This is a genomic window from Streptomyces sp. NPDC002886, assembly GCF_042888445.1.
Classification (GTDB): Bacteria; Actinomycetota; Actinomycetes; order Streptomycetales; family Streptomycetaceae; genus Streptomyces.
In genome coordinates, this window is the sequence record NZ_JBIAPV010000009.1 from 140,356 (window position 1) to 162,925 (window position 22,570).

Annotated in this window: 18 protein-coding genes; 2 read left to right on the forward strand and 16 right to left on the reverse strand. The window is 73.2% G+C overall.

Translation table 11 applies throughout. From position 1 onward, the window contains the following. Positions 1-396: 396 nt before the first annotated feature. From galE to rsmI, 12 genes are all read right to left on the reverse strand, one after another. Positions 397-1,407: a UDP-glucose 4-epimerase GalE gene (galE, locus tag ACFYYB_RS31785; protein WP_389439666.1), complete on the reverse strand. Its 1,011-nt coding sequence runs from the start codon at positions 1,405-1,407 to the stop codon at positions 397-399. Positions 1,408-1,505: 98 nt separating this feature from the next. Next, positions 1,506-2,195, reverse strand: coding sequence for a response regulator transcription factor (locus tag ACFYYB_RS31790; RefSeq protein ID WP_389439957.1), 690 nt, complete (start codon positions 2,193-2,195; stop codon positions 1,506-1,508). A gap of 147 nt (positions 2,196-2,342) precedes the next feature. After that, complete coding sequence (locus tag ACFYYB_RS31795; RefSeq protein WP_389439668.1) at positions 2,343-4,082, reverse strand: PQQ-binding-like beta-propeller repeat protein; 1,740 nt, start codon at positions 4,080-4,082, stop codon at positions 2,343-2,345. Positions 4,083-4,155: 73 nt separating this feature from the next. After that, a complete protein-coding gene (locus tag ACFYYB_RS31800) occupies positions 4,156-5,868 on the reverse strand; it encodes a PQQ-binding-like beta-propeller repeat protein (protein ID WP_389439670.1) in 1,713 nt (570 codons plus the stop codon). Positions 5,869-6,019: 151 nt separating this feature from the next. Continuing rightward, entirely contained in the window at positions 6,020-7,819 is a 1,800-nt protein-coding gene (locus ACFYYB_RS31805; RefSeq protein ID WP_389439672.1) for an ABC-F family ATP-binding cassette domain-containing protein, read from the reverse strand. 28 nt (positions 7,820-7,847) lie between these two features. Further along, positions 7,848-9,167, reverse strand: a complete 1,320-nt coding sequence (locus ACFYYB_RS31810; protein ID WP_389439674.1) for an acyltransferase family protein — start codon at positions 9,165-9,167, stop codon at positions 7,848-7,850. 104 nt (positions 9,168-9,271) lie between these two features. After that, entirely contained in the window at positions 9,272-10,174 is a 903-nt protein-coding gene (locus tag ACFYYB_RS31815) for a 4-(cytidine 5'-diphospho)-2-C-methyl-D-erythritol kinase (RefSeq protein ID WP_389439676.1), read from the reverse strand. Next, a complete protein-coding gene (rsmA, locus tag ACFYYB_RS31820) occupies positions 10,171-11,010 on the reverse strand; it encodes a 16S rRNA (adenine(1518)-N(6)/adenine(1519)-N(6))-dimethyltransferase RsmA (RefSeq protein ID WP_389439959.1) in 840 nt (279 codons plus the stop codon). Before rsmA ends, ACFYYB_RS31815 begins: the two co-directional genes overlap by 4 nt. 95 nt (positions 11,011-11,105) lie before the next feature. Then, the gene (locus tag ACFYYB_RS31825; protein WP_389439961.1) at positions 11,106-12,278 is read right to left on the reverse strand and encodes a ubiquitin-like domain-containing protein; all 1,173 of its coding nucleotides are present in this window, start codon (positions 12,276-12,278) and stop codon (positions 11,106-11,108) included. 805 nt (positions 12,279-13,083) lie between these two features. Beyond that, a complete protein-coding gene (locus ACFYYB_RS31830; protein WP_389439678.1) occupies positions 13,084-13,962 on the reverse strand; it encodes a TatD family hydrolase in 879 nt (292 codons plus the stop codon). 10 nt (positions 13,963-13,972) lie between these two features. Beyond that, positions 13,973-14,344 carry a hypothetical protein gene (locus ACFYYB_RS31835; protein ID WP_327309404.1) on the reverse strand — a complete coding sequence of 124 codons (372 nt, stop codon included), beginning with the start codon at positions 14,342-14,344 and terminating at the stop codon, positions 13,973-13,975. Positions 14,345-14,636: 292 nt separating this feature from the next. After that, entirely contained in the window at positions 14,637-15,500 is an 864-nt protein-coding gene (gene rsmI, locus ACFYYB_RS31840) for a 16S rRNA (cytidine(1402)-2'-O)-methyltransferase (RefSeq protein ID WP_389439963.1), read from the reverse strand. 166 nt (positions 15,501-15,666) lie between these two features. Here rsmI and ACFYYB_RS31845 point away from each other — a divergent pair, with 166 nt between their 5' ends. Both ACFYYB_RS31845 and ACFYYB_RS31850 read left to right on the forward strand, forming a co-directional pair. Then, positions 15,667-17,448 carry a dolichyl-phosphate-mannose--protein mannosyltransferase gene (locus ACFYYB_RS31845; protein ID WP_389439680.1) on the forward strand — a complete coding sequence of 594 codons (1,782 nt, stop codon included), beginning with the start codon at positions 15,667-15,669 and terminating at the stop codon, positions 17,446-17,448. Between the two features lie 147 nt (positions 17,449-17,595). Further along, the gene (locus ACFYYB_RS31850; RefSeq protein WP_389439682.1) at positions 17,596-19,242 is read left to right on the forward strand and encodes a penicillin-binding transpeptidase domain-containing protein; all 1,647 of its coding nucleotides are present in this window, start codon (positions 17,596-17,598) and stop codon (positions 19,240-19,242) included. Between the two features lie 29 nt (positions 19,243-19,271). Here ACFYYB_RS31850 and ACFYYB_RS31855 read toward each other — a convergent pair whose 3' ends face one another. From ACFYYB_RS31855 to cbiQ, 4 genes are all read right to left on the reverse strand, one after another. After that, the gene (locus tag ACFYYB_RS31855) at positions 19,272-19,745 is read right to left on the reverse strand and encodes a YbaK/EbsC family protein (protein WP_389439684.1); all 474 of its coding nucleotides are present in this window, start codon (positions 19,743-19,745) and stop codon (positions 19,272-19,274) included. A gap of 55 nt (positions 19,746-19,800) precedes the next feature. Then, positions 19,801-20,958, reverse strand: a complete 1,158-nt coding sequence (locus ACFYYB_RS31860; protein ID WP_389439686.1) for a serine hydrolase domain-containing protein — start codon at positions 20,956-20,958, stop codon at positions 19,801-19,803. A gap of 79 nt (positions 20,959-21,037) precedes the next feature. After that, positions 21,038-21,820 (reverse strand): energy-coupling factor ABC transporter ATP-binding protein, encoded by a 783-nt coding sequence (locus tag ACFYYB_RS31865; RefSeq protein WP_389439688.1) that lies wholly within the window; start codon positions 21,818-21,820, stop codon positions 21,038-21,040. Then, entirely contained in the window at positions 21,808-22,569 is a 762-nt protein-coding gene (gene cbiQ / locus ACFYYB_RS31870; RefSeq protein WP_389439690.1) for a cobalt ECF transporter T component CbiQ, read from the reverse strand. The genes ACFYYB_RS31865 and cbiQ overlap by 13 nt, the downstream gene beginning before the upstream one ends. Position 22,570: the final 1 nt, after the last annotated feature.

Here is a 22,570-nt window from a genome sequence, read left to right on the forward strand (position 1 = left end):
TCTGCACTACCCCGGACCGGACGTCGTACCCGACTTGTCTCGACCCCTGAATCAACACCGGCCCCCACCGGTGTCACGCATCAGCGTAGGGCCGGGGTCGGCTCGTGGTTGGCCGAATTGCAGAAGTTTTCCGAGCGATTTTCCGGCGAGGCGGTTCCGGAACCGCTCCGAGGTGGCTTGAAATCGACCGCACACCGCCGGGGCGGTGGCCCGTTCCACCCGATCGCGTGCCATGGGCAGTTGCACGGGGGGTATTTCACTCGGCGTGCGCACGCCGGGCGCCCGCGCGCAGCGCCCGAGAACGGCGCGCCCCGAACGCATGCGCGCCCCCGCCCTGATCGGGCGGGGACGCGTGGGCCAGGGGCTGGCGGTGGGTACCGGTGGCTGCAGGTGGGCTCAGCCGCGCCGGGCGCGGGTGAAGTTCCAGGCGTCCGTCACGATGCCCGTGAGGTCCGAGCGGGTCGGGGCCCAGCCGAGCCGCTCGTGGGCCCTGCGGGCGGAGGCGACGAGGAAGGCCGGGTCGCCCACCCTGCGGGGAGCCACCACCTCGGGAATCTCCTTCCCGGTGACCTTGCGGACGGTCTCGATGACCTCCCGGACCGAAAACCCGCTGCCGTTGCCGAGGTTGCACACCAGGTGCTCCCCCTCGGCGGCGACCCGGAGCGCGGCCAAGTGGGCCTCGGCCAGGTCGGCGACGTGGATGTAGTCCCGCACGCAGGTGCCGTCCGGGGTGGGGTAGTCCTCGCCGAACACCGAGATCGACTCCCGCTCACCGAGGGCCACTTGCAGGACCAGCGGAATCAGGTGGGTCTCGGGGTCGTGCAGCTCGCCGAACTGCCCGTAGGCGCCCGCCACGTTGAAGTAGCGCAGCGAGACCGCCGCGAGGCCGTGCGCCGCGCACTCCCCCGCGATCATATGGTCGACGGCCAGCTTCGAGGCCCCGTACGGGTTGGTGGGGGCGGTCACCGAGGACTCGGTCAGCGGCCCGTCGCCGGGCTCCCCGTAGGTCGCCGCGGTGGAGGAGAACACCAGCCGGCGCACGCCCGCCCCGCGCATCGCCGCCAGCAGGGCCAGGGTGCCGCCGACGTTGTTCTCCCAGTACTTGCCGGGATTCACCACGGACTCGCCGACCTGCGAGGAGGCCGCGAAGTGCAGGACCCCGTCGTAGGAGGGGTCCAGGTGCTCGGCGGCGTCCTGGATGCGGCCCTCGATGAACGCGGCGCCGGCCGGCACCCCCGAACGGAAGCCGGTGGAGAGGTCGTCGAGGACGGTGACCTCGTGGCCCGCCCGAAGGAGGTGGGCCGCGACCACCCCGCCCACGTATCCGGCTCCGCCGGTGACCAAGTACTTGGAGGTCTTGGAACGCTGGGAAGTCTTGGAAGCTGGGGAAGACGCCGTCTCGCTCACGTGCCTACTGCCTCTCGCCGGGAACGCACGCGCCGTGCGCGTGCTGGTGACCGGCATACCGGAATCCGCGCCGCCGGGGAAATCCGGCCCGGCCCCGGTCAGAGCCGGGCGCCCCCGGACGGCGGCGGTCCGGCCCGGTCCAGCAACCCCGTACGGGCGGCCAGCGCGGCCGCCTCCAGCCGCGACCCCACACCCAGCTTCATCAGGACCCGCTGGACGTGCGTGCGCGCGGTGCTCGGCGCGATGGCCATGCCGGCGGCGATGAGCCGGGTGTCCTCGCCCTCGGCGACCCGGACGAGCACCTCCACCTCGCGCGGCGTGAGCAGCCGCAGCAGCCGGCTGCCCTCGTCGTCGGGCTGGGCGGCGGGATTGAGCAGTTCCGCGAAGGCCCCCTGCAACAGCTGCGGCGAGATGGCCACTTCTCCCGCCCGCGCCTTGGCCAGGGCCCGCTCCACGCCCTCGATCCGCTCGTCGTGGCGTACGTACCCCGAGGCGCCGGCCGCGAAGGCGGCGGCGATCCCGCGCGGGCTGGGCACCGGGCCGAGCACGACCACGGCGATCTGCGGACGCTCCCGCTTGATCCGGACGATCGGCTCGAAGACCCCGGGCTCGGCGGGCGTGGCCGTGCCCAGCAGGCAGACCTCCGGGGCGCGGCTGATGACCAGCTCGGCGGCGCCCGCGGCCGGCGCGGCGGCCGCCAGCACCCGGTGGCCGCGCAGTTTCAGGGCCGAGGCGAGCGCCTCGGCCAGCAGCCGGTGCTCGTCGACCACCATGACCCGTACGCCCATTGAGGCACCCACCCCCGCCCTTCTGACCCGGCAAGCTACACGCTTGTTCGACGGCGCGGTGCGGTAACCGCGCAGAAGCCCCCGGAAGGACGGACCTTCCGGGGGCTTCGGGGCTTTCCCGACGTGCTGCGCGGGTGCCGCTGCCGGTCAGCCCGTCGTGAAGGAGACGAAGGTGTAGTACGGGTCGCTGGACACGGTGGACTTGCGGTGCACGGCGGTGCGGGCGATGAAGTACCTCCCGTTGCCGTAGAGGAACTCGGCGGACTCCGCCAGGAACTGGGTCTCGGCGCGCTGCGATTCCTTGGTCGCCGGGTTCTGCATGAGCAGGGTCTCCTTCATCGTCTTGCCGTCGATGGAGACGACCTGGCCGCCGCCGTCGTAGGGCGGGACCTTGTGGGCGATGAGGTTGGAGCCGTCCATGCGCAGCGGGTAGATGCTGTAGCGCTCGCCGGCGTCGGCGCGGTCGGTGGTCAGCTTGCCGGTCTCCAGGTCGAAGGAGACGATCTCGTTGGTCCGGCCGTAGTCGGCCGTGCCGCCCTGGTGCTCCTCGGTCGGCAGGTAGAGCTTGCCGTTGCCGACGACCATGTTGACGCAGTCCTCGACCTCGGTGCCGCACTCGGGGTTGTAGTTGCCCGAGGTGAGCGGGATGCGGGTCTTGAGCTGGCCCCCGTCGTCGAGGACGAAGAGGTCGCTGACGCCGATGGCGTTCTTGGAGGTGTGGTTGATGTCCACCGCGATGATCAGCGGCTTGGTGGAGACGATCCCGGCGTCCTCCACACCCGGGGGCAGCTTGTACGAGGACTTCTGTGCGCCGGTGACCGGGTCGAGGGACTGGGCGGACACCGTGTAGCTCCCGTACTGGCCGCACTTGCGGATCACGGCGAGGGCCGGGCCGCCGCCGTAGCCCTGGTCCTTGCAGTCGTCCGCGTCGACCTTGGGCGTCCACAGGGGCTTGCCGTCGGCGAGGTTCCAGGCGGAGCCGCCGTTCAGTCCGCCCGCGGCCACGGTCTGGCCGCTGACGGTCACCTCGTCGTATTCGATCGGCTTCTCGCCGCCGCCCTGGACCTTGGTGGAGGCCTTCCACAGGAGCTTGCCGGAGTTCAGGTCGATGACGCCGACCTGGTTGCACGGCTGGTACTTCTTCTCGGCCGTCGGCAGGGCCGCGTCGAAGAGGATCGCCGTCTTGTTGTCCGAGACCCAGCGGCTCGCGGCGCAGACGTTGGCGCCGAGCGGGATCTCCCACTTCTTGGCGCCGTCGGCCACGTTGTAGCCGACGATCTTGCCCATGTCGGACTTGGCGTAGGTGGTGTCGGTGAGCCAGGAGCCGGGGATCTGGACGATCTCCTTCGACTCCGGCATCGGGAGGTTGACCAGGGTCTTCGACTTGGTCTTGGACGGCACCTTCTCGCTGCCGCCGCCGCCCGGTGCCTTGTCGCCGCCGGTGCCGGGGCTCGCGCCGCCGTCGGCCACGGCCGGGTCGGCGGAGCCCTTGTCGTCGCCGACGTACCAGAAGCCGCCGCCGACGATGAGGACGATGGCCAGGAGGGCCGCGCCGACGATCATCAGCTGGGTACGGACGTCGTTGCCGCCGCCGCCGGCGGGCGCCGCCGGGCTCGGGGCCGCGTACATGGGCGCGGTGACGGGCTGCGGCTGCTGCTGCGGGTAGCCGTACGGCTCCTGCGGATAGCCGTACGAGGCCTGCCCCGCGGGCGGTCCGGCCGGGACCGTCGGCGGCATGGCCGGAGGCGGGGGCGGGGGGCCGGCCGGCATGGCCGGGGGCATCTGCGGGGACACCGGCGGCGGCCCGCCGAATCCACCGGACGGCTGGTCCTCGGGCGCGCCGAACCCGCCGGAGGGCGGCTGGCTGGGGGGCGGCGGGGTACTCATCGGTGCTACTGCCTCTCGGTGGGCGGTTCGGCGGACTGCTCGGCGGACTGCTCGTGCGCTGTGGGGCGGGCTCTCACTTGCCGAAGACCATCAGGAACTTCTCGCTCTTGTTCTTGGCCTCCAGGTGGGAGGACGAGATGAACAGCCGGCCGTCCACGTAGTCCACGTTCGGGGAGTAGAAGGAGCTCTCCACCGGGGCCGCGGCCCCGGACGGGTTGCGCAGGACCGCGGTGGGCGTGCCTCCGGCGGCCGGGATCGTGAGGACCTCGCCGCCCTTGTCGCTCTCCGCCTCGCGGTAGACGAAGACCTGGCCGCCCGCCGCCTTCAGCGGGGTGAGGGTGCGTCCTTCGCCCGCCGGGGTGCGCCACTTCACCTTGCCGGTGCCGAGGTCGAAGGCGACGATCTCGTTCGCCTTGCCGATGTCGGCCTTGGTGGGCAGGTAGAGGGTGTTCGCGTCCACGTAGGAGGAACCGCAGCTCTGGAGCGAGCGGTTGAAGCTGAAGAGGCCGCCGCAGCCGACCGGGAAGGTGCCTTCGCCGGCGACGGTGGCGCGCTGCTTGCCGTCGGGTCCGAGGACCACGATGGAGCGCTCCTTGGTCTCGCTGTTGCCGAGGTCGAGGACGATCGGGTCGAGCGAGTAGACGTTCTCGACGTCGAAGCCCTTGGGGAGCTTGTAGATCCAGGTGTTCTTGCCGGTGGCCGGGTCGGCGTCCATGACCTGGACGGTCTTGTCCGCGTCATTGCACGTGGCGACGGCGAGCATCTTCCCGTTCATCGCGACGAAGTCGCCGGGCTGGCAGCCCTGATCCCGCTTGTTGGTGAAGAGCTTGTCCCCGGTGCTGACCTTGAACGCGCTGCTCGTGCCCGTCCGGTTGACGACGAGGGCGTCACCGGTGAGGGCGAGGTCCGGGGAGGTCATGATGTCGAAGAGGTTTTCCTTCGGCACCTCCTTCGTCCATCCCTCCTTGCCGGACTTGAGGTCGATCATCCGCATCATGTTGCAGTCGGCGCCGCTGGAGTCGCCGTTCTCGTACATGACGACGGTCTTGCCGTCCGCGGTCATGTCGGTGACCCCGCAGATCACGGCGGGGAGGGCGAGGGTCCACTTCTCCTTGCCGTCCTTGACGCCGTAGCCGGTGACCGACTTCCAGACGGTCTTGACGACGGTGTCCCCGACGATCCACTGCCCCTTGGAGTCGACGCCCGAGCCGGGGCCGTCGATCTTGCTCGTCTTGAGCCAGAGGACCTTGCTCTCGCCCTGCTTGCGGCCGGCGTTGAGGTCCTCTTCCTCCTCGCCGCCGTTGCCGCTGCCGTCGCCCTTGTCCACGGAGGCGGAGGGCGAGGCCTTGTCGTCGACGGGCGGCGGCGTGGTGTCCTGCCCGATGACCTTGTCGTTGCCCTTGTCGTCTCCGGAGAAGAGGAAGTAGCCGCCGGTTCCCAGGACGAGCACGCCGGCGACGGCGGCCGCGATCAGCACGGCGAGGTTCTTCTTCTTCGGCCCGCCGGGCGGCGCCGGCGGCATGCCGGGCCCGCCGGGGAAGCCGGGGGCCGTGTGCGGGGGCGGCGGGAAGCCGTAACCCCCGGGCGGCTGCTGGCCGTACGGACCCTGCGGCTGCTGCCCGTACGGACCCTGCGGCTGGGGCGGCTGCTGGGGCTGCTGGGGCTGCTGCGCGTACGGGTTCTCGGCCTGCGGCGGGAACCCGTAACCGGGCTGCGGGGGCCCGGGGAGGTGCCCGTAACCTGAAGGGTTCGGCGGCTGGTTCGGCGGCTGGGGCGGCTCGGTCATCAGCGCATACCTTCGGCTTCGGGTGTGGGAGGAAGCCCTTTCTATCACTGCGGGCCGGAACCGCCCGGGCCGGTCCGTCCCCTGTACCCAAGGGAGGACCGGCCCGTGATGCCGCTGTTATCCGCCAGTTGGGGCACGTGGGCCCCGGGGACTACGCGTCCTCGGCGAGCTCCAGCCAGCGCATCTCCAACTCGTCCCGGCCCGAGATGAGTTCGCGCAGCTCCGCGTCGAGCTTGGCGACCTTGTCGAAGTCGGTGGAGTTCTCGGCGATCTGGGCGTGCAGGCTGCTCTCGCGGTCCGTCATCTTGTTGAGCTGCCGCTCGATCTTCTGCAGCTCCTTCTTCGCGGCGCGCGCGTCCCCGGAGGCCGAGGACTTTCCGGCGGCGGCCGCGGCGGGCGCCGGGGAGGCCGCGTCGATCATCTTCTGGCGGCGCTCCAGGTACTCGTCGAGGCCGCGCGGCAGCATCCGCAGGCTCGCGTCGCCCAGCAGGGCCATGACCGTGTCGGTGGTGCGCTCGATGAAGAACCGGTCGTGCGAGATCACGATCATCGACCCGGGCCAGCCGTCGAGGAGGTCCTCCAGCTGGGTCAGGGTCTCGATGTCGAGGTCGTTGGTGGGCTCGTCGAGGAACAGGACGTTGGGCTCGTCCATCAGCAGGCGCAGGATCTGCAGCCGGCGCCGCTCACCACCGGAGAGGTCGCCGACGGGCGTCCACTGCTTCTCCTTGGTGAAGCCGAACTGCTCGCACAGCTGGCCGGCCGTCATCTCGCGGCCCTGGCCGAGGTCGACCCGGTCGCGCACGCGCTGCACGGCCTCCAGGACGCGCAGGGACGGGTCGAGTTCGCCGACCTCCTGGGAGAGGTAGGCCAGCTTGACGGTCTTGCCGACGGTCACCGTGCCGGCGGCGGGCTGGACCTCGCCCTGGGTGCGGGCGGCCTCGCCGAGGGCGCGCAGCAGGGAGGTCTTGCCGGCGCCGTTGACGCCGACGAGACCGACGCGGTCGCCGGGGCCCAGGTGCCAGGTGAGGTGCTTGAGGAGGGTCTTGGGGCCGGCCTGGACGGTCACGTCCTCCAGGTCGAACACCGTCTTGCCGAGGCGGGCGTTCGCGAACTTCATCAGCGCGGACTTGTCGCGCGGCGGCGGCACGTCGGCGATCAGCTCGTTGGCGGCCTCGATGCGGTAGCGCGGCTTGGAGGTACGGGCCGGGGCGCCGCGGCGCAGCCAGGCGAGCTCCTTGCGCATCAGGTTCTGCCGCTTGGACTCCTCGGTCGCGGCGATGCGGTCGCGCTCGGCGCGGGCGAAGACGTAGTCGCTGTAGCCGCCCTCGTACTCGTGGACGTCACCGCGCTGCACGTCCCACATGCGGGTGCAGACCTGGTCGAGGAACCACCGGTCGTGGGTGACGCAGACGAGTGCGGAGCGGCGTTCCTGGAGGTGCTTGGCCAGCCAGGAGATGCCCTCGACGTCCAGGTGGTTGGTGGGCTCGTCGAGTACGAGGAGGTCCTGGTCGGCGATGAGCAGCTTGGCGAGCGCGATGCGGCGCCGCTCGCCACCGGACAGCGGGCCGATGACGGTGTCCAGGCCCTGCCCGAAGCCGGGCAGGTCGAGCCCGCCGAACAGGCCGGTCAGGACGTCGCGGATCTTGGAGTTGCCGGCCCACTCGTGGTCGGCCATGTCCCCGATGATCTCGTGCCGGACGGTGGCCTTGGGGTCGAGGGAGTCGTGCTGGGTGAGCACGCCCATGTGCAGGCCGCTGTTCTGGGTGACCCGGCCGGTGTCGGGCTCCTCCAGCTTGGCGAGCATGCGGATGAGGGTGGTCTTGCCGTCGCCGTTGCGGCCTACGACACCGATCCGGTCCCCCTCGGATACGCCGAGGGAGATGCCGTCGAGCAGGGTACGGGTGCCGTACACCTTGCTGACTGCCTCGACATTGACCAGGTTGACGGCCATCAGGAGCGCTCCAGGGAAGGGGTGTGGATCAGCCCCTCAGCCTAACCCTCCGCGAAGTGCCGGACCGTTCCACCAGCAGCCAGCCGCCCAGCGCCATGCCGATCGCGGCGGGCGCGGTGACCGGGAGGGCGATCAGGGTGGCGCTGTGGCCTTCCAGGAGCCCGCCGAGGCCGGTCGTGGAGAGCCCGAGGACGCCGAGCAGGCACAGCGCGGTGCCGAGGGCGGCGCGGGGGCCGGAACCGGGGTGCGTTCCGCTCGCACCGGGTGCCTCGAAGCGCCGGAAGACCGCGACGAGTACGCAGGTCAGCGCGGCGGCGGCGAGGAACCGGACCGGGACCTGGGCCCACCAGGCCGGCCCTGCGGGCTCGGGCAGGGCGATGCCGAGGCCCAGCTGGGCGGCGTAGACGGCGAGCATCGCGGTGAGGTGCCAGAGGAAGGCCGTCATGGCGACCCCGTTGGCGGCGACCACCCCGCGCCAGACCCGGGGCCGGGCCAGCCACGCGGCGGCGGGGCCCCGGAGCAGCTCCACGGCGCCCACCAGCCAGATCCCGTGCGCGAGCAGGGCGAGGGTGGGCGGTGCCATGTTGGAGACCTTCTCCCCGGGCATCCCGACCATGGACAGCGGGTACGGCCCGTACGCCACCAGCGCCACGGCCCCGGCGAGCCCGGCGGCGGCGAGGGCGCCGGGGCGGCGGATGCGCCCGTCGGCGCGCAGGAAGCCCAGCTGGTGGACGGCGAGCCAGACGAAGGCGAAGTTCAGGAACTCGGCGTACGGGACACCGCCCGCGAAGCGCAGCAGGTCGACGGCGGCCGCGGCCCCGGCCAGGGCCCCGAAGGCGGCCCAGCCGTGGCGCTCGTGCAGCTTCAGCAGGGGCGGGGTCAGGGCGACCATCGCGAGGTAGATCCCGATGAACCACAGCGGCTGCGTGACCAGCCGCAGCGCCGCCCCGGACAGCCGCCCGCCGCCCCCGCCGAGGAGCTGCGCGACGAGGGCGACGGCGGTCCAGACGGCGACGAACACGAGGGTGGGCCGCACCAGCCGGCGCAGCCGGGCCCGCAGGAAGGCGGCGTAGACGGGGCCGTCGGCGCGGCGGGCGAGGGACCGGTAGGACAGGGCGTGCGAGAACCCGCCGACGAAGAAGAACACCGGCATCACCTGCAGCGCCCAGGTGAGCACCTGGAGCGGCGGCACGACGGCGAGCAGGTTCCCTATGCCGTCGGTGCTGACGGCGGCCATCAGCCAGTGCCCCGCGATGACGGTCCCGAGCGAGGCGACCCGGAGCAGGTCGACGTAACGGTCCCGCGTGGCGGGGGTGGCATTGGCGATGTCACTTGCGCTGGCTCCCATGGGGCCCACGCTCCCGCGCGGGCCCGCCGGGCAACAGGGCGCGGGTACTCATTCCCGCCTAGGTACCTCGAGGCCCGCGCCCCGGGCCCGGGGCGAGCCGTGCGTCAGAGAAGGGTCGCGCCCGGGGACGGGCTCGTGGCCAGGTGGGTGCTGCGGCAGGTGCCGGAGGCGTCGAGGGCGGCCGCGACCTTGGCCGCGGACTCGGCGTCACGGACCAGGAAGGCCGTCGTGGGGCCGGAGCCGGAGACCAGCCCGGCCAGGGCCCCGGCCGCCGTACCGGCCGCGAGGGTGTCGGCGAGCGACGGGCGCAGCGAGAGGGCCGCGGGCTGGAGCCCGTTGGCGAGGTTCGCGGCCAGCTCCGAGGGGTCCCCGGAGGCCAGCGCCGCGAGGAGGGGCGGCGAGGCCTGCGGCACGGGCACCTCCGTACCTGCGGTGAGCCGGTCGAACTCGCGGAACACCGCCGGGGTGGAGAGGCCGCCGTCGGCCACCGCGAACACCCAGTGGAAGGTGCCCGCCTCGACCGGGGTCAGGATCTCCCCGCGCCCGGTGCCGAGCGCCGCCCCGCCGACCAGGCTGAACGGCACGTCGCTGCCCAGCTCGGCGCACAGGGCGAGGAGTTCCTCCACCGGGGTCTTCAGCCCCCAGAGGGCGTCGCAGGCGAGCAGGGCGCCCGCCCCGTCGGCGCTGCCGCCGGCCATGCCGCCCGCCACCGGGATCCGCTTCTCGATGTGGAGGTGCACGTCGGGGCTCAGTCCGGCCCGCTCCGCGAGGATCTCCGCCGCCCGGGCCACCAGGTTGGTGCGGTCGAGCGGCACCTTGTCGGCGTCCGGGCCGGCGCAGGTCACGGTCAGCTCGCCGGCGCCGGCGGCGGTCGCGGTGACCTCGTCGTAGAGGGAGACCGCGAGGAAGACGTTCGCCAGGTCGTGGAAGCCGTCGGGCCGGGCCGCGCCCACCGCCAGCTGGACGTTGACCTTGGCGGGGACCCGTACGGTGACCGACCCGCTCACAGCGCGGGCCTCTCCGCGGCGGGCTTGTGCTCGGCGATCGCCGCGAACTCCTCGACGGTGAGGGATTCGCCGCGGGCCTGCGGGGAGACCCCGGCCGCGACCAGCGCCGCCTCGGCGCCGGCCGCCGACCCGGCCCAGCCGGCCAGCGCCGCGCGCAGCGTCTTGCGGCGCTGCGCGAAGGCCGCGTCGACGACCGCGAAGACCTCGGCCTTGGTCGCGGTGGTCTTGACCGGCTCCGCGCGGCGGACCAGGGAGACGAGCCCGGAGTCGACGTTCGGCGCGGGCCAGAAGACCTTGCGGCCGATGGCGCCGGCCCGCTTGACGTCCGCGTACCAGTTGGCCTTGACCGAGGGGACTCCGTAGACCTTGTTGCCGGGCTCGGCGGCGAGCCGGTCGGCGACCTCGGCCTGCACCATGACCAGGGTCCGCTCGATGCTCGGGAAGCGGTCGAGCATGGTGAGCAGGACCGGCACGGCCACGTTGTAGGGGAGGTTCGCGACGAGCGCGGTCGGCGGCGGTCCGGGCAGCTCCTTGACCAGCATCGCGTCGGAGTGGACCAGCGTGAAGCGGTCCTTGCGCTCCGGCATCCGCGCCTCGATGGTGGCGGGCAGCGCGGCGGCCAGGATGTCGTCGATCTCGACGGCGACGACCCGGTCGGCGGCCTCCAGCAGTGCGAGCGTCAGCGAGCCCAGCCCCGGCCCGACCTCGACGACCACGTCGTCCGGCCGGACCTCGGCGGTGCGCACGATGCGGCGCACCGTGTTGGCGTCGATGACGAAGTTCTGGCCCTTCTGCTTCGTCGGCCGTACGCCGAGTACGGCGGCCAGCTCCCGGATGTCGGCCGCTCCGAGGAGGGCGGACGTTTCGGGGGCGGCGGTCTCGGTCGGGGCGGTCTCCGGCGCGGAGGATTCGGGCTGCTGCTCTGCGGTGCTCACCGATAAAGGGTACGGCCGCAGTGTGGCCAGGGACTCGCCCCCCGCTGTACGTACAGCTTCTTGGCGCGGTACGTCTGTTCCGGGCCCGGAGCGTCCTGCGGGCGGCCGCTGCCGCCGAGGGCCTGCCAGGTCTGTACGTCGAACTGGTAGAGCCCCCCGTACGTCCCCGAGGGGTCCGTGGCACCGGGCCGGCCGCCGGACTCGCAGCGGGCCAGCGCGCCCCAGTCGAGGCCGTCCGCGCCCTGGACGGAGGACGGCAGCGGCTTGGTGCCGACCTTGACGAGCTGGCTGACGGGCTCGCGGACGGTCTCCTCGGCGATCCGGCGGGGCTTTTGCCGGACCCCGTTGACGGTGCGCAGGCCGTACGTGACCCTGCGCGCCCCGGGCCGCCCCGAGCGCTCGACGACTTCGGTGCCGGCGAAGAGGGAGGGGTCCTTGACCCGCTCGGTCGCGTAGGGGATGCGTTCCTCGCGGATCTCGCGGGTGCCGGTGATGCGGAGCACGGTGACGGTCTGGCCGTCGCGCGGGAAGGAGTCGGCGGGCACGGAGGTGGTGTCCTGGCCGTGGAGGGTGATCCCGGCTTCGTCGAGGGCCTCCCGCACGGTGGCGGCGTTGGTGCGGATCGGCCGCTCGCGGCCGTCGGCCATGAAGGTGATGCTGCGTTCGGTGCGGACGGCCAGGGTCAGGCCGGTCCGGGGGACGGGGGCCGTGCGGGGTGCGGAGAGGTAGGCGCCCTCGGCGCGGATGCCGAACTGGCGCAGGGCGCCGTCCACGGTGCGGGCGGTGGTCCACACCTCGCGCCGCTGTCCGTCGAGGGTCAGGTTCAGCGGGCGGCCGTAGCGCAGGACGATCTCGTCCCCGTCGCCGAGGACCTGCGCCCCGGCGGGGGCGACGAGGTCGTGGGGGCCGATGCCGAGTCCTTCGGCGGCGAGCAGCTCGTCCACGTCGTCGGCGAAGGTGTGCAGGGTCCGCGGGACTCCGTCGACGGTGAGGCGTACGGCCTTGTCGGCGGCGACGAAGGCGGTGGTGCCGCCCGCCAGGAACGCGACGACCAGGGCCTGCGGCACGATGCGCCGCCAGGTGTCGCGGGGAGCGGGGGCGGCGCCGCGACGCCGCCTCGGAGCGGGGGCCGGGGCCGGGGATGGGGCCGGGGCGGCCGGGGCGGGCACCGTGCCGAGGCCGCCACGGCGGCGACCGGTCCCCGCGGGGGCCGGCCCCGCCGGGGCGGAGGCGGTGTCCGAGGACGCGGCCGGCGCGCTGCGCCGCCGACGGCCGGTGGCCGGGGCTTCCGCCTCCGGGGCGGGGTCCGGAGCGAGGCCCTGGGCAGCGCCGGCCCCCGGGGCCGCCGCGGGGGCGGGGGTCCGGCCGCGGGCCCGGCGGCCCGCCCCGGGCTCGGCCGCCGTCCGCCGCCGCCCACCGGCGCGGGGCGCCGGCACCCCGGGCTCGAGGTGCGGGGCCGCCCCCGGACCCGCGTACACGTCGACGTCCGGACCCTCGTACGGTCCCGGGTCCCGGAAGGGTTCCGCTCCGGCATCGGGGTCCGGGTTCGCCGTCCCCGGGCCCCCGTAGGGGTGAGGGTCCCCGTAGAGCCCCGGTCCGGCGGCGGGGCCGGCATCCGTCGCCGCCGGCCCCGGGGCCGGGTACGGGTCCGCGTACGGTCCCGGATCCCGGTCCGCGCCCGCCCCCGGCCCCGCGGCCAGGTCCGTGCCCACCGCCCCGGGCCGCTCGTACCGGTCCGGGGCCGGGTCCGACCCTGGTCCCGCGTCCGGGTCCGGGGCCGTGGCCCAGGGGTCGCGTCCACCGGCCGGCCAGGCCACATCGCTCATCGCGCTCGCTCCACTGGTCCGTCCGGCTGCTTCGGGCACGGCACCCTAGCGGAGCGACCGTCACGCTACAAAGCGGAACGACTACGGAACGTGGCGAACGGGTGAGGGGGTGAGCGGCGGGCGCGCGGCGGGTGCGCGGCGGGCGCGCTCAGTAGTCGAAGGCGCGCGCCGTGTTGGCCGCGAGGGCCGTCGCCATGGCGTCCTCGTCGATGCCGCGGACCGCGGCCATGGCCCGTACGGTCAGCGGAATGAGGTACGGCGCGTTGGGCCTGCCGCGGTACGGGGCCGGGGTGAGGTAGGGGGCGTCCGTCTCCACCAGGACCAGTTCCAGCGGGGCCACCGCCAGGGCCTCGCGCAGCGGCGCCGCGTTCTTGAAGGTGACGGTCCCGGCGAAGGACATGTAGTAGCCGGCGGCGGCGCACTCCCGGGCCATCTCCGCGTCGCCGGAGTAGCAGTGGAAGACGGTCCGCTCGGGGGCGCCCTCCTCGCGCAGGACCCGCAGCACGTCCGCGTGCGCCTCGCGGTCGTGGATGACGAGGGCCTTGCCCTGGCGCTTGGCGATCTCGATGTGCGCGCGGAAGGACCGCTCCTGCGCGGCCATGCCCTCCGGGCCGGTCCGGAAGTAGTCGAGGCCGGTCTCGCCGACGGCCTTCACGTGCGCCAGGGCCGCCAGGGCCTCGATCTCGGCGAGCGCGTCGTCGAGCGCGGCCTCGCCCCCGCCCGTCCGGGCGCCTTGGCGCGACCAGCCGTCGGGGTCCCCGTGCACGATCCGGGGGGCTTCGTTGGGGTGCAGGGCCACGGCCGCGTGGACGTTCTCGTACGCGGCGGCGGTCTCGGCGGCCCAACGGGACCCCTTCACGTCGCAGCCCACCTGGACGACGGTCGTCACCCCGACGGAGGCGGCCTTGGCGAGGCCCTCCTCGACGGTGCCGGACTGCATGTCCAGGTGGGTGTGGGAGTCGGCGACCGCCACCCGGAGCGGCTGCGGCAGCGGGGGCGGTGCGTCGTTCGGCGTACTACGGCTCATGCGGCCGATCTTATGACCGGCGGAAGAACCCCAGCAGCCGGGCCATCAGGCCGGGCCGTTCCACCGGGACCGGCCCGGGGGCGTCGTGCAGGGCGGCCTTGCGGGGCTTGGGGGTCTTCGCGGTGTACCCGGCGGGCACCGGGCCGGCGATCCCCGGGGCCGCGCGGTGGTGGTAGAGCTGGTCGAGCATGCCGATGACGGACTTGACCTGGCCCTCCCGCATGATCCGCACCACGTGGCCGCCGCAGTTCATGCAGGTCGGGTTGGACAGCGGGGAGGGGACGCGCTCGCCGTCCGCCGTGTAGACGATGAACGGCATGCCCCTGCCGTCGGTGTGGTGCTCGATCTCGTACCCCTGCTCCCAGCCGTAGCCGCACTTCATGCAGGCGAAGGAGTACGCCTCGTGCACGGTCGGCACGGCGGCGGGAGCGGGAACCGCGGCAGCGGCGGCCGGGGCGGTGACGGTAGAAGCGGTGGGTACGGAGACGGGTTGGGGTTCGGCGATCTCACTCATGCCAGCTCCTCTTGTTCCACTGGTGCCATTGCCAGTGGACGCCTCTTCGGGCGGGAGCGCATCAGGCCCTGTCTACTGTTGGACGGTCCTTGGGCGAGTCATGCCCAAAGCGCCCGGTGCGCGGTCTGAGCTTTGCTTTTCAGGTTAGCTCTTTACCGACTCACGGCGACTTTTGTGCCGCGTTCTTTGCCGCGACCACCGCGTCGAAGACCTCGCGCTTGGGTACCCCGGCCTCGGCGGCGACCGCCGCGATGGCCTCCTTGCGTCGCTCCCCCGCCTCCTCGCGCACCCGTACCCGGTTCACCAGCTCCTCGGCGTCCACATCGCCGGGGACCGCGGCCGGGGCGCCCTCGACGACCACGGTGATCTCCCCGCGCACGCCTTCGGCGGCCCAGGCGGCCAGTTCGCCGAGCCCGCCGCGCTTGATCTCCTCGTAGGTCTTGGTCAGCTCGCGGCAGACGGCGGCGCGCCGGTCGGCGCCGAAGACCTCGGCCATGGCGGCCAGGGTGTCGTCGAGCCGGTGCGGGGCCTCGAAGTAGACGAGGGTGCGGCGCTCGGCGGCGAGCTCGCGGAGCTTGCCGAGACGCTCGCCGGCCTTGCGCGGCAGGAAGCCCTCGAAGCAGAAGCGGTCGACGGGCAGCCCGGAGAGGGCGAGCGCGGTGAGGACGGCGGAGGGCCCGGGTACGGCCGTGACCTTGATGTCCTTCTCCACGGCGGCGGCGACGAGCCGGTAGCCGGGGTCGGAGACCGAGGGCATGCCGGCGTCCGTGACCAGCAGGACGCGCTTGCCGGCCTCCAGGGCCTCGACCAGCTCGGGGGTGCGCGCGGACTCGTTGCCCTCGAAGTAGGACAGGACGCGACCGGTGGTGTACACGCCGAGCCCCTGGGTCAGCCTGCGCAGCCGCCGGGTGTCCTCGGCGGCGATCACATCGGCCCGCTCCAGCTCGGAGGCGAGCCGCGGCGGTGCGTCGGCGAGGTCTCCGATGGGGGTCCCGGCGAGGACGAGGACGCCGACCCCCGGCACGCCGGAAGACGCCGTGGAAGACGCCGTGGAGGGGGCCGGGGAGGGGGCTTCGGCGGTGCGGGGCTGCTCAGTGGTCACCGCCCCATCCTCTCAGCCGCCCCAACCGCCGCGCCCCACACTCCCGTCCCCCTGGGTCCGGCACAGGGTCGTTCCCTACGATGTGCCGGTGACCAGTACCGCGACGCCGCCGCCCAGCCCTGCGGGGGCCCCGCCCGCCACCGAGGCCGGGCCCGGCCCCGACCCCGCCGACCAGCCGTCCGCTTGGCTGCGCCGGCTGCGCGGCTTCGGCTACGTGCAGCCCGCCGGGGCCAAACGGCAGTCGGACGTCGGCACCCGCCTGGTGCCCCCGTACGCACGGCCGTCCGCCCAGCTGTGGGCGCAGATCGGGATCGGGCCGGCCGCGGCGGTGCGCTGGGAGCGGGTGCTGGCGTGGGCCGGGCCGCTGCTGGTCGCGCTGGTCGCGGGGGTGCTGCGGTTCGCCCATCTGGGCACCCCGAAGGCGGTGATATTCGACGAGACGTACTACGCCAAGGACGCCTGGGCCACGATCCAGCAGGGCTACGAGGCGAGCTGGCCCAAGGACATCGACAAGTCGATCCTCGCCAACCCGAACGGCGTGCCCCTCCCCCTGGACCCGGGCTACGTCGTGCACCCGCCGGTCGGCAAATGGGTGATCGGCCTGGGCGAGTGGATGTTCGGCTTCGACCCCTTCGGCTGGCGGTTCATGACCGCGCTGCTCGGCACCCTGTCGGTGCTGATGCTGTGCCGCATCGGCCGCCGCCTCTTCCGCTCCACCTTCCTGGGCTGCCTGGCCGGCCTCCTGCTGGCCGTGGACGGCCTGCACCTGGTGATGAGCCGGACCGCCCTGCTCGACCTGGTGCTGATGTTCTTCGTGCTGGGCGCCTTCGGGGCGCTCGTCGTCGACCGGGACAAGGCGCGGGCCCGGCTCGCCGCCGCGCTCCCGGTGGACGAGGAGGGGCGGACCCGGCCGGACGCCCACATCGCGGAGACGCTGAAGCTGGGCTGGCGCCCGTACCGGCTCCTGGCCGGGATCAGCCTCGGCCTGGCCTTCGGCACGAAGTGGAACGGCCTGATCGTGCTCGCCTTCTTCGGCGTGCTGACCGTCCTGTGGGACGCGGCGGCCCGCCGCACGGCGGGCGCGGGCACCCCGTACCTGGCGATGCTGCGCCGCGACAGCTGGGGCGCCTTCCTCTCCCTCGTCCCCGTGGCGATCTCCGTCTACGTGGCCTCGTGGCTGGGCTGGATCCTCTCCCCCGACAACGGCAAGGGCGGCTACTTCCGCGACTGGGCCGCCAAGAACGACCAGCACAGCTCGTGGTCCTTCGTACCGGAGTGGCTGCGCAGCCTGTGGCACTACGAGACGGAGGTCTACAAGTTCCACGTGGGCCTGACCTCGGGCCACACCTACGAGTCGAACCCGTGGAGCTGGCTGGTCCTGGGCCGTCCCGTCTCGTACTTCTACGAGTCCCCCTCGCCCGGCACCGACGGCTGCCCGGCGACGGAGACGGCCAAGTGCGCCCGCGAGGTGCTGGCGCTCGGCACGCCGCTGCTGTGGTGGGCGGGCTGCTTCGCGCTGCTGTACGTGCTGTGGCGGTGGTTCTTCCGCCGCGACTGGCGGGCGGGCGCGATCGCCTGCGCGCTCGGCGCGGGCCTGCTGCCCTGGTTCAACTACCAGGAGCGGACCATCTTCTTCTTCTACGCGGTGGTCTTCGTCCCGTACCTGTGCCTGGCGGTGGCCATGATGATCGGCGCCCTGCTCGGCCCGGCCGGCTCTTCGGAACGCCGCCGCGCCCTGGGCGCGGTGGCGGCGGGCGTCCTGGTGCTCCTGATCGTGTGGAACTTCATCTACTTCTGGCCCATCTACACGGGCCAGTCCATCCCGATGGACTCCTGGCAGAACCGGATGTGGCTGGACACCTGGGTGTAGCGGGGCGGCTGTGGTCCCGGTCGCCCCGGGCAAGCAACCAAACCCCTGAATCGCGTGTCTGTTCGGCGTAAGGTCTACTCCACAGGGTTCTTGAACGCGTTCAGCATCCAAGGGCCGGGGTAGGGGACACGGGAACGGGGAGCGGGAATGAACGGGGCTGCAAAGGGAGCCGTCGTCGGCGGGGCCTTCCTCGCGATGCTGGGCGGGGCCGTCTACGGGGTGTACGCGCTGGTGGGGGACACCGGCGACGGGGACGTCAAGAGCACGAGCGCGACCGGACCGGCGGTGCCCGCCAAGGGCACCGGGCCGGTCAGCGACAAGGACGCCGCCGAGACCGCCCGGGCCTTCTTCACCGCGTGGGCGGCCGGCGACGCCCGGGCCGGTGCCGATCTCACGAACAACCCGGCGGAGGCGCAGGTCGCCCTCGCAGATCTCACGGCCAAGGCCTACGTCTCCAAGGTCGCGATCACCCCCGGCGCGCAGACCGGGACCACGGTGGCGTACTCCGTCGCGGCGGAGGTCACCTACGAGGGCGTCACCAAGCCCCTCGCCTACGAGTCCAAGCTGACCGTGGTCCGCGGCAACACCACGGGGCTGCCGCTCGTCGACTGGCAGCCCTCGGTGCTCCACCCGCAGCTCCAGAAGGGCGAGAGGCTGCGCGGCGGCGCCCCGGCCAGCCCGCCGGTCAAGGCCGTCGACCGCAAGGGCAGGGAGCTGACGGCCGAGAAGTACCCCTCGCTGCGCCCGGTGCTCGACAGCCTGCGCACGAAGTACGGGGAGCGGCTGGGCGGCACGGTCGGCGCCGAGCTGTGGATCGAGCCGGTCGCCCAGGAGGCCCCCCGGCGGACCCTGCTGACGCTGGTCGAGGGGAAGGCCGGGCAGATCCAGACCGTCCTGGACGCGGACGTCCAGGCCGCCGCCGAGAAGGCGGTCCTGAAGTTCCCGCAGGCCTCGGTGGTCGCCGTCCAGCCGAGCACCGGCAACGTCCTGGCCGTCGCGGACCACCGCTCGGACGGCTTCCCCGCGTCCCTCAGCGGGGCCCGCGCACCCGGCTCCACGATGAAGATCGTGACCGGCGCGATGCTGCTGGACCGCGGCCTGGTGGCGGCGGACAAGGTCGCCCCGTGTCCGGCGGAGGTGCAGTGGGGCGGCAAGACCTTCAAGAACCTGAAGGGCTTCAAGCTCGAGGGCGAGACCTTCGCGACGAGCTTCGCCCAGTCCTGCAACACCGCCTTCATCAAGCAGATCCTGCCGGTCGACGACGACGACGCGCTCCCGAAGGAGGCCCGTGAGGTCTTCGGCATCGGCGAGGGCGTCGAGTGGAAGGTCGGCGTGCCCACCGTCGACGGCAAGGTCCCGGCCGCCACCGGGCCGGCGGCGGCCGCCGCGTACATCGGCCAGGGCCAGATCCAGATGAACCCGCTGACCATGGCCTCGATCACGGCGACCGCCCGCACCGGGGTGTTCCGCCAGCCGGTCGTCGTCAAGGCCTCGCTGGACGACCGCGAGCTCGCCAGGGCCACCCGGCGGATGAAGCCCTCGGTGGCGGCGCAGCTGGTGCGGATGATGAAGCTGACGGCCACCGCGGGCACCGCCCAGGGCGCGATGTCCGCGGTCCACGGCTCCGACAAGGGCGCGAAGACCGGATCGGCGGAGGTCGACGGGGCGCAGAACCCGGACAGCTGGTTCACCGGCTTCAGCGGCGACGTGGCGGCCGCGGCGATGGTCGAGGGCGGCGGCCACGGCGGCGACGCGGCGGGCCCGATCGTGGCGGCCGTCCTGAACGCGGGCTGACCCCGGGGATCCGGGGGCTCGCCCGGGGGTCAGTTCTCCCGTACGTCGGCCAGCGCGGCGCCCGCGTGCCGGATCAGCTCGCGCGGCTCCATCGGGAACACCGTGTGCGGGGTCCCCGCGGCCGCCCAGACCACGTCGTGGGCCAGCAGGGAGCGGTCCGCGAGGACCCGGGTGCGGGTGCGGTGGCCGAAGGGCGGCACCCCTCCGATGGCGTAGCCCGTGGTCTCCCGGACCAGGGCCGCGTCCGCCCGGGTCACCGCGCCCGCGCCGAGCTCGCGGCGCACCGCCTCCACGTCGACCCGGGAGGCCCCGTCCATGAGGACCAGTACGGGAACCCCGTCGGCGGCGAAGATCAGCGACTTCACGATCTGGCTGAGCTCGCAGCCGATCGCGGCGGCCGCGTCGGCGGCGGTCCGGGTCCCGTCGGGGAAGCTCCGTACGCCCGGCTCCAGACCCAGTGCGGCGAGGGCTTCGGCGAAGAGGGGATGTGTGGTCGTCGTCATGACGGCACGCTAGCGCTCCCCGCCCCGCCCGTGCGACGCCCTTTCGCGGGCCGGGCTACAGCGCCGAGCGGACGGCCCGGACCAGGGCCTGGGCGCGCGGGTCGGCGGTGACCGACTTGGCGTGGGCGTTGGTGACGTAGCCGAAGCCGATGCCCGCCTCCGGGTCCGCGAAGGCCAGCGAGCCGCCGCGGCCCGGGTGCCCGAAGGAGGCCGGGGACAGCAGCGGGGAGGCCGGGCCGTGCAGCATGTAGCCGGGGCCGAAGCGGGTGTTGACCACCAGCACGCGGTCGGGGCCCGAGGAGAACTCCTTGCCGGCCAGCGCGGTGGTGGCCGGGGTGAAGATCCGCGCGCCGTCCTCCACCACGCCGATGGTGGCCGCGTAGAAGCGGGCCAGGGCGCGGGCCGTGCCGATGCCCGCGGAGGCCGGCAGCTCGGCCGCCCGGTAGGCGGGGTCGTTCTCGTCCGGCAGCGGATGGATGGCCGCGAAGGCGCGGCGGGTGAGGGAGTCCGGATCGGCGTAGGCCGCGGAAACGTTTCGCTTCGGCCGGGTCCTGAGCGTGCCCGCACTCTCCGGCGGATCGACCGGCGCCACCCGGCCCACCCGGTGCTCCTCGGACTCCGGCAGGCCGATCCAGAAGTCCAGGCCCAGCGGCTCCGCGATCTCCTCGGCCAGGATGCCCCCCAGCGTGCGGCCGGTCGCCCGCAGCACCAGCTCGGACAGCAGCCAGCTGAAGGTCTGCGCGTGGTAGCCGTGCTCGGTGCCGGGCTCCCAGAAGGCCTGCTGGGCGGCGACCGCGCGCGCTCCGGAGACCCCGTCAGCGGCCTCGGCCACCGTCAGCCCCCGGTCCAGGGCCGGAACGCCCGCGCGGTGCGCGAGCAGGTCGCGCACCCTGGTCCGCTCCTTGCCGCCCGCCTTGAACTCCGGCCAGTACGAGCTCACCGGCGCGTCCAGGTCCAGCAGTCCGCGCTGCTGGAGCAGCAGGGGGACGGCCGCGGCCACGCCCTTGGTCGCGGAGCGGACGATCTGCACGGTGTCCTCGCCCCAGGGCTCGGTGCCCTCGGCGTCCTTGGTGCCGGCCCACAGGTCCACGACCTTGTGCCCGTCGCGGTAGACGGCCACGGCCGCGCCCCGGTCGCCGAGCACCTGGAAGTTGCGTTCGAACGCGTCCCTGACGGGCTCGAAGCCCTCCGCCACCACACCCTTGATGTCCACGCGGTGTGCAACAACCTCCGACCGGCGCTTATGCCACCGCTGGGCTCATCCCACCACTGTGCTCATCCCACCGCTGTGCTCATCCCACCGATACCGAGCGCGGGTCGAAGCCGAAGGGCAGCTCCAGGCGGTGCGCCCGCATCAGCGCCTCGTCGCACAGCACGTCCTGGGTGCGGCCGTCCGCCACGATGGTCCCCTCGCTGAGGATCACCGCGCGCGGGCAGAGCTCCAACGCGTAGGGCAGGTCGTGCGTGACCATCAGCACGGTGACGTCCAGCGAGCGCAGGATGTCCGCGAGCTCGCGGCGCGAGGCGGGGTCCAGGTTGGAGGACGGCTCGTCCAGTACGAGGATCTCGGGCCGCATGGCCAGTACGGTCGCCACCGCGACCCGGCGGCGCTGACCGAAGGACAGGTGGTGCGGGGGCCGGTCCGCGAAGGCCGCCATCCCGACCTGCTCCAGGGCGCCGCGCACCCGCTCCTCCAGCTCGGCGCCGCGCAGCCCCGCGGCGGCCGGGCCGAAGGCCACGTCCTCCCGGACGGTCGGCATGAACAGCTGGTCGTCGGGGTCCTGGAAGACGATCCCGACCCGGCGGCGGATCTCGGCGAAGTTGCGCTTCTCCACGGGCAGCCCGGCCACGCTCACGGTGCCGACGCCGCCGGTGAGGATGCCGTTGAGGTGCAGCACCAGGGTGGTCTTGCCGGCGCCGTTGGGACCGAGCAGCGCCACCCGCTCCCCGTGCCCGACCGTGAGGTCGACCCCGAAGAGGGCCTGGTGGCCGTCGGGGTAGGCGTAGGCGAGGCCGGAGACTTCCAGCGAGGGCGGGGTGGGGGCCGGGGCCGGGGCTGCGTTCACAGAGACCATCCCATCAGACAGACGGCGAGTGCCGTCACCGGGAGCGCGGCCGCGTACGCCCACTGCGTGCGGGTGGCCGCCACCTCGTCGATCACCGGCATGGAGCCGGCGTAGCCGCGGCTGACCATCGCGAGGTAGACCCGCTCGCCGCGCTCGTAGGAGCGGATGAACAGGGCCCCGGCGGTCTTCGCGAGGACCCCCCAGTGCCGGATGCCGCGCGCCTCGAAGCCGCGGGAGCGGCGGGCGATGGACATCCGGCGCAGCTCGTCGCTGATGACGTCCCCGTACCGGATCATGAAGGAGGCGATCTGGACGAGCAGCGGCGGCAGCTTGAGCCGCTGCAGGCCCAGCAGCAGGGCGCGCAGTTCGGTGGTGGAGGCCAGGAGCACGGACGCGGCCACGCCGAGGGTGCCCTTGGCCAGGACGTTCCAGGCACCCCAGAGGCCGGAGACGCTGAGCGACATGCCGAGGACCTCCACCCGCTCCCCCTGCGCCACGAAGGGCATCAGGACGGCGAAGGCGACGAAGGGCACCTCGATCAGGAGGCGGCGCAGCAGGAAGCCGAGCGGGATCCGGGCCACGGCGGTGGCCACCGCGATGAGGACGGCGTACAGCCCGAAGGCCCAGACCGCCTCGCGGGGCGTGGACACGACGACGGCCACGAAACCGAAGGTCGCGGCGAGCTTGCAGTGCGGCGGCAGGTCGTGGACCGGGGAGTTCCCCGGCCGGTAGAGCTTGTGGGCGTGGCCCGCGCCCATG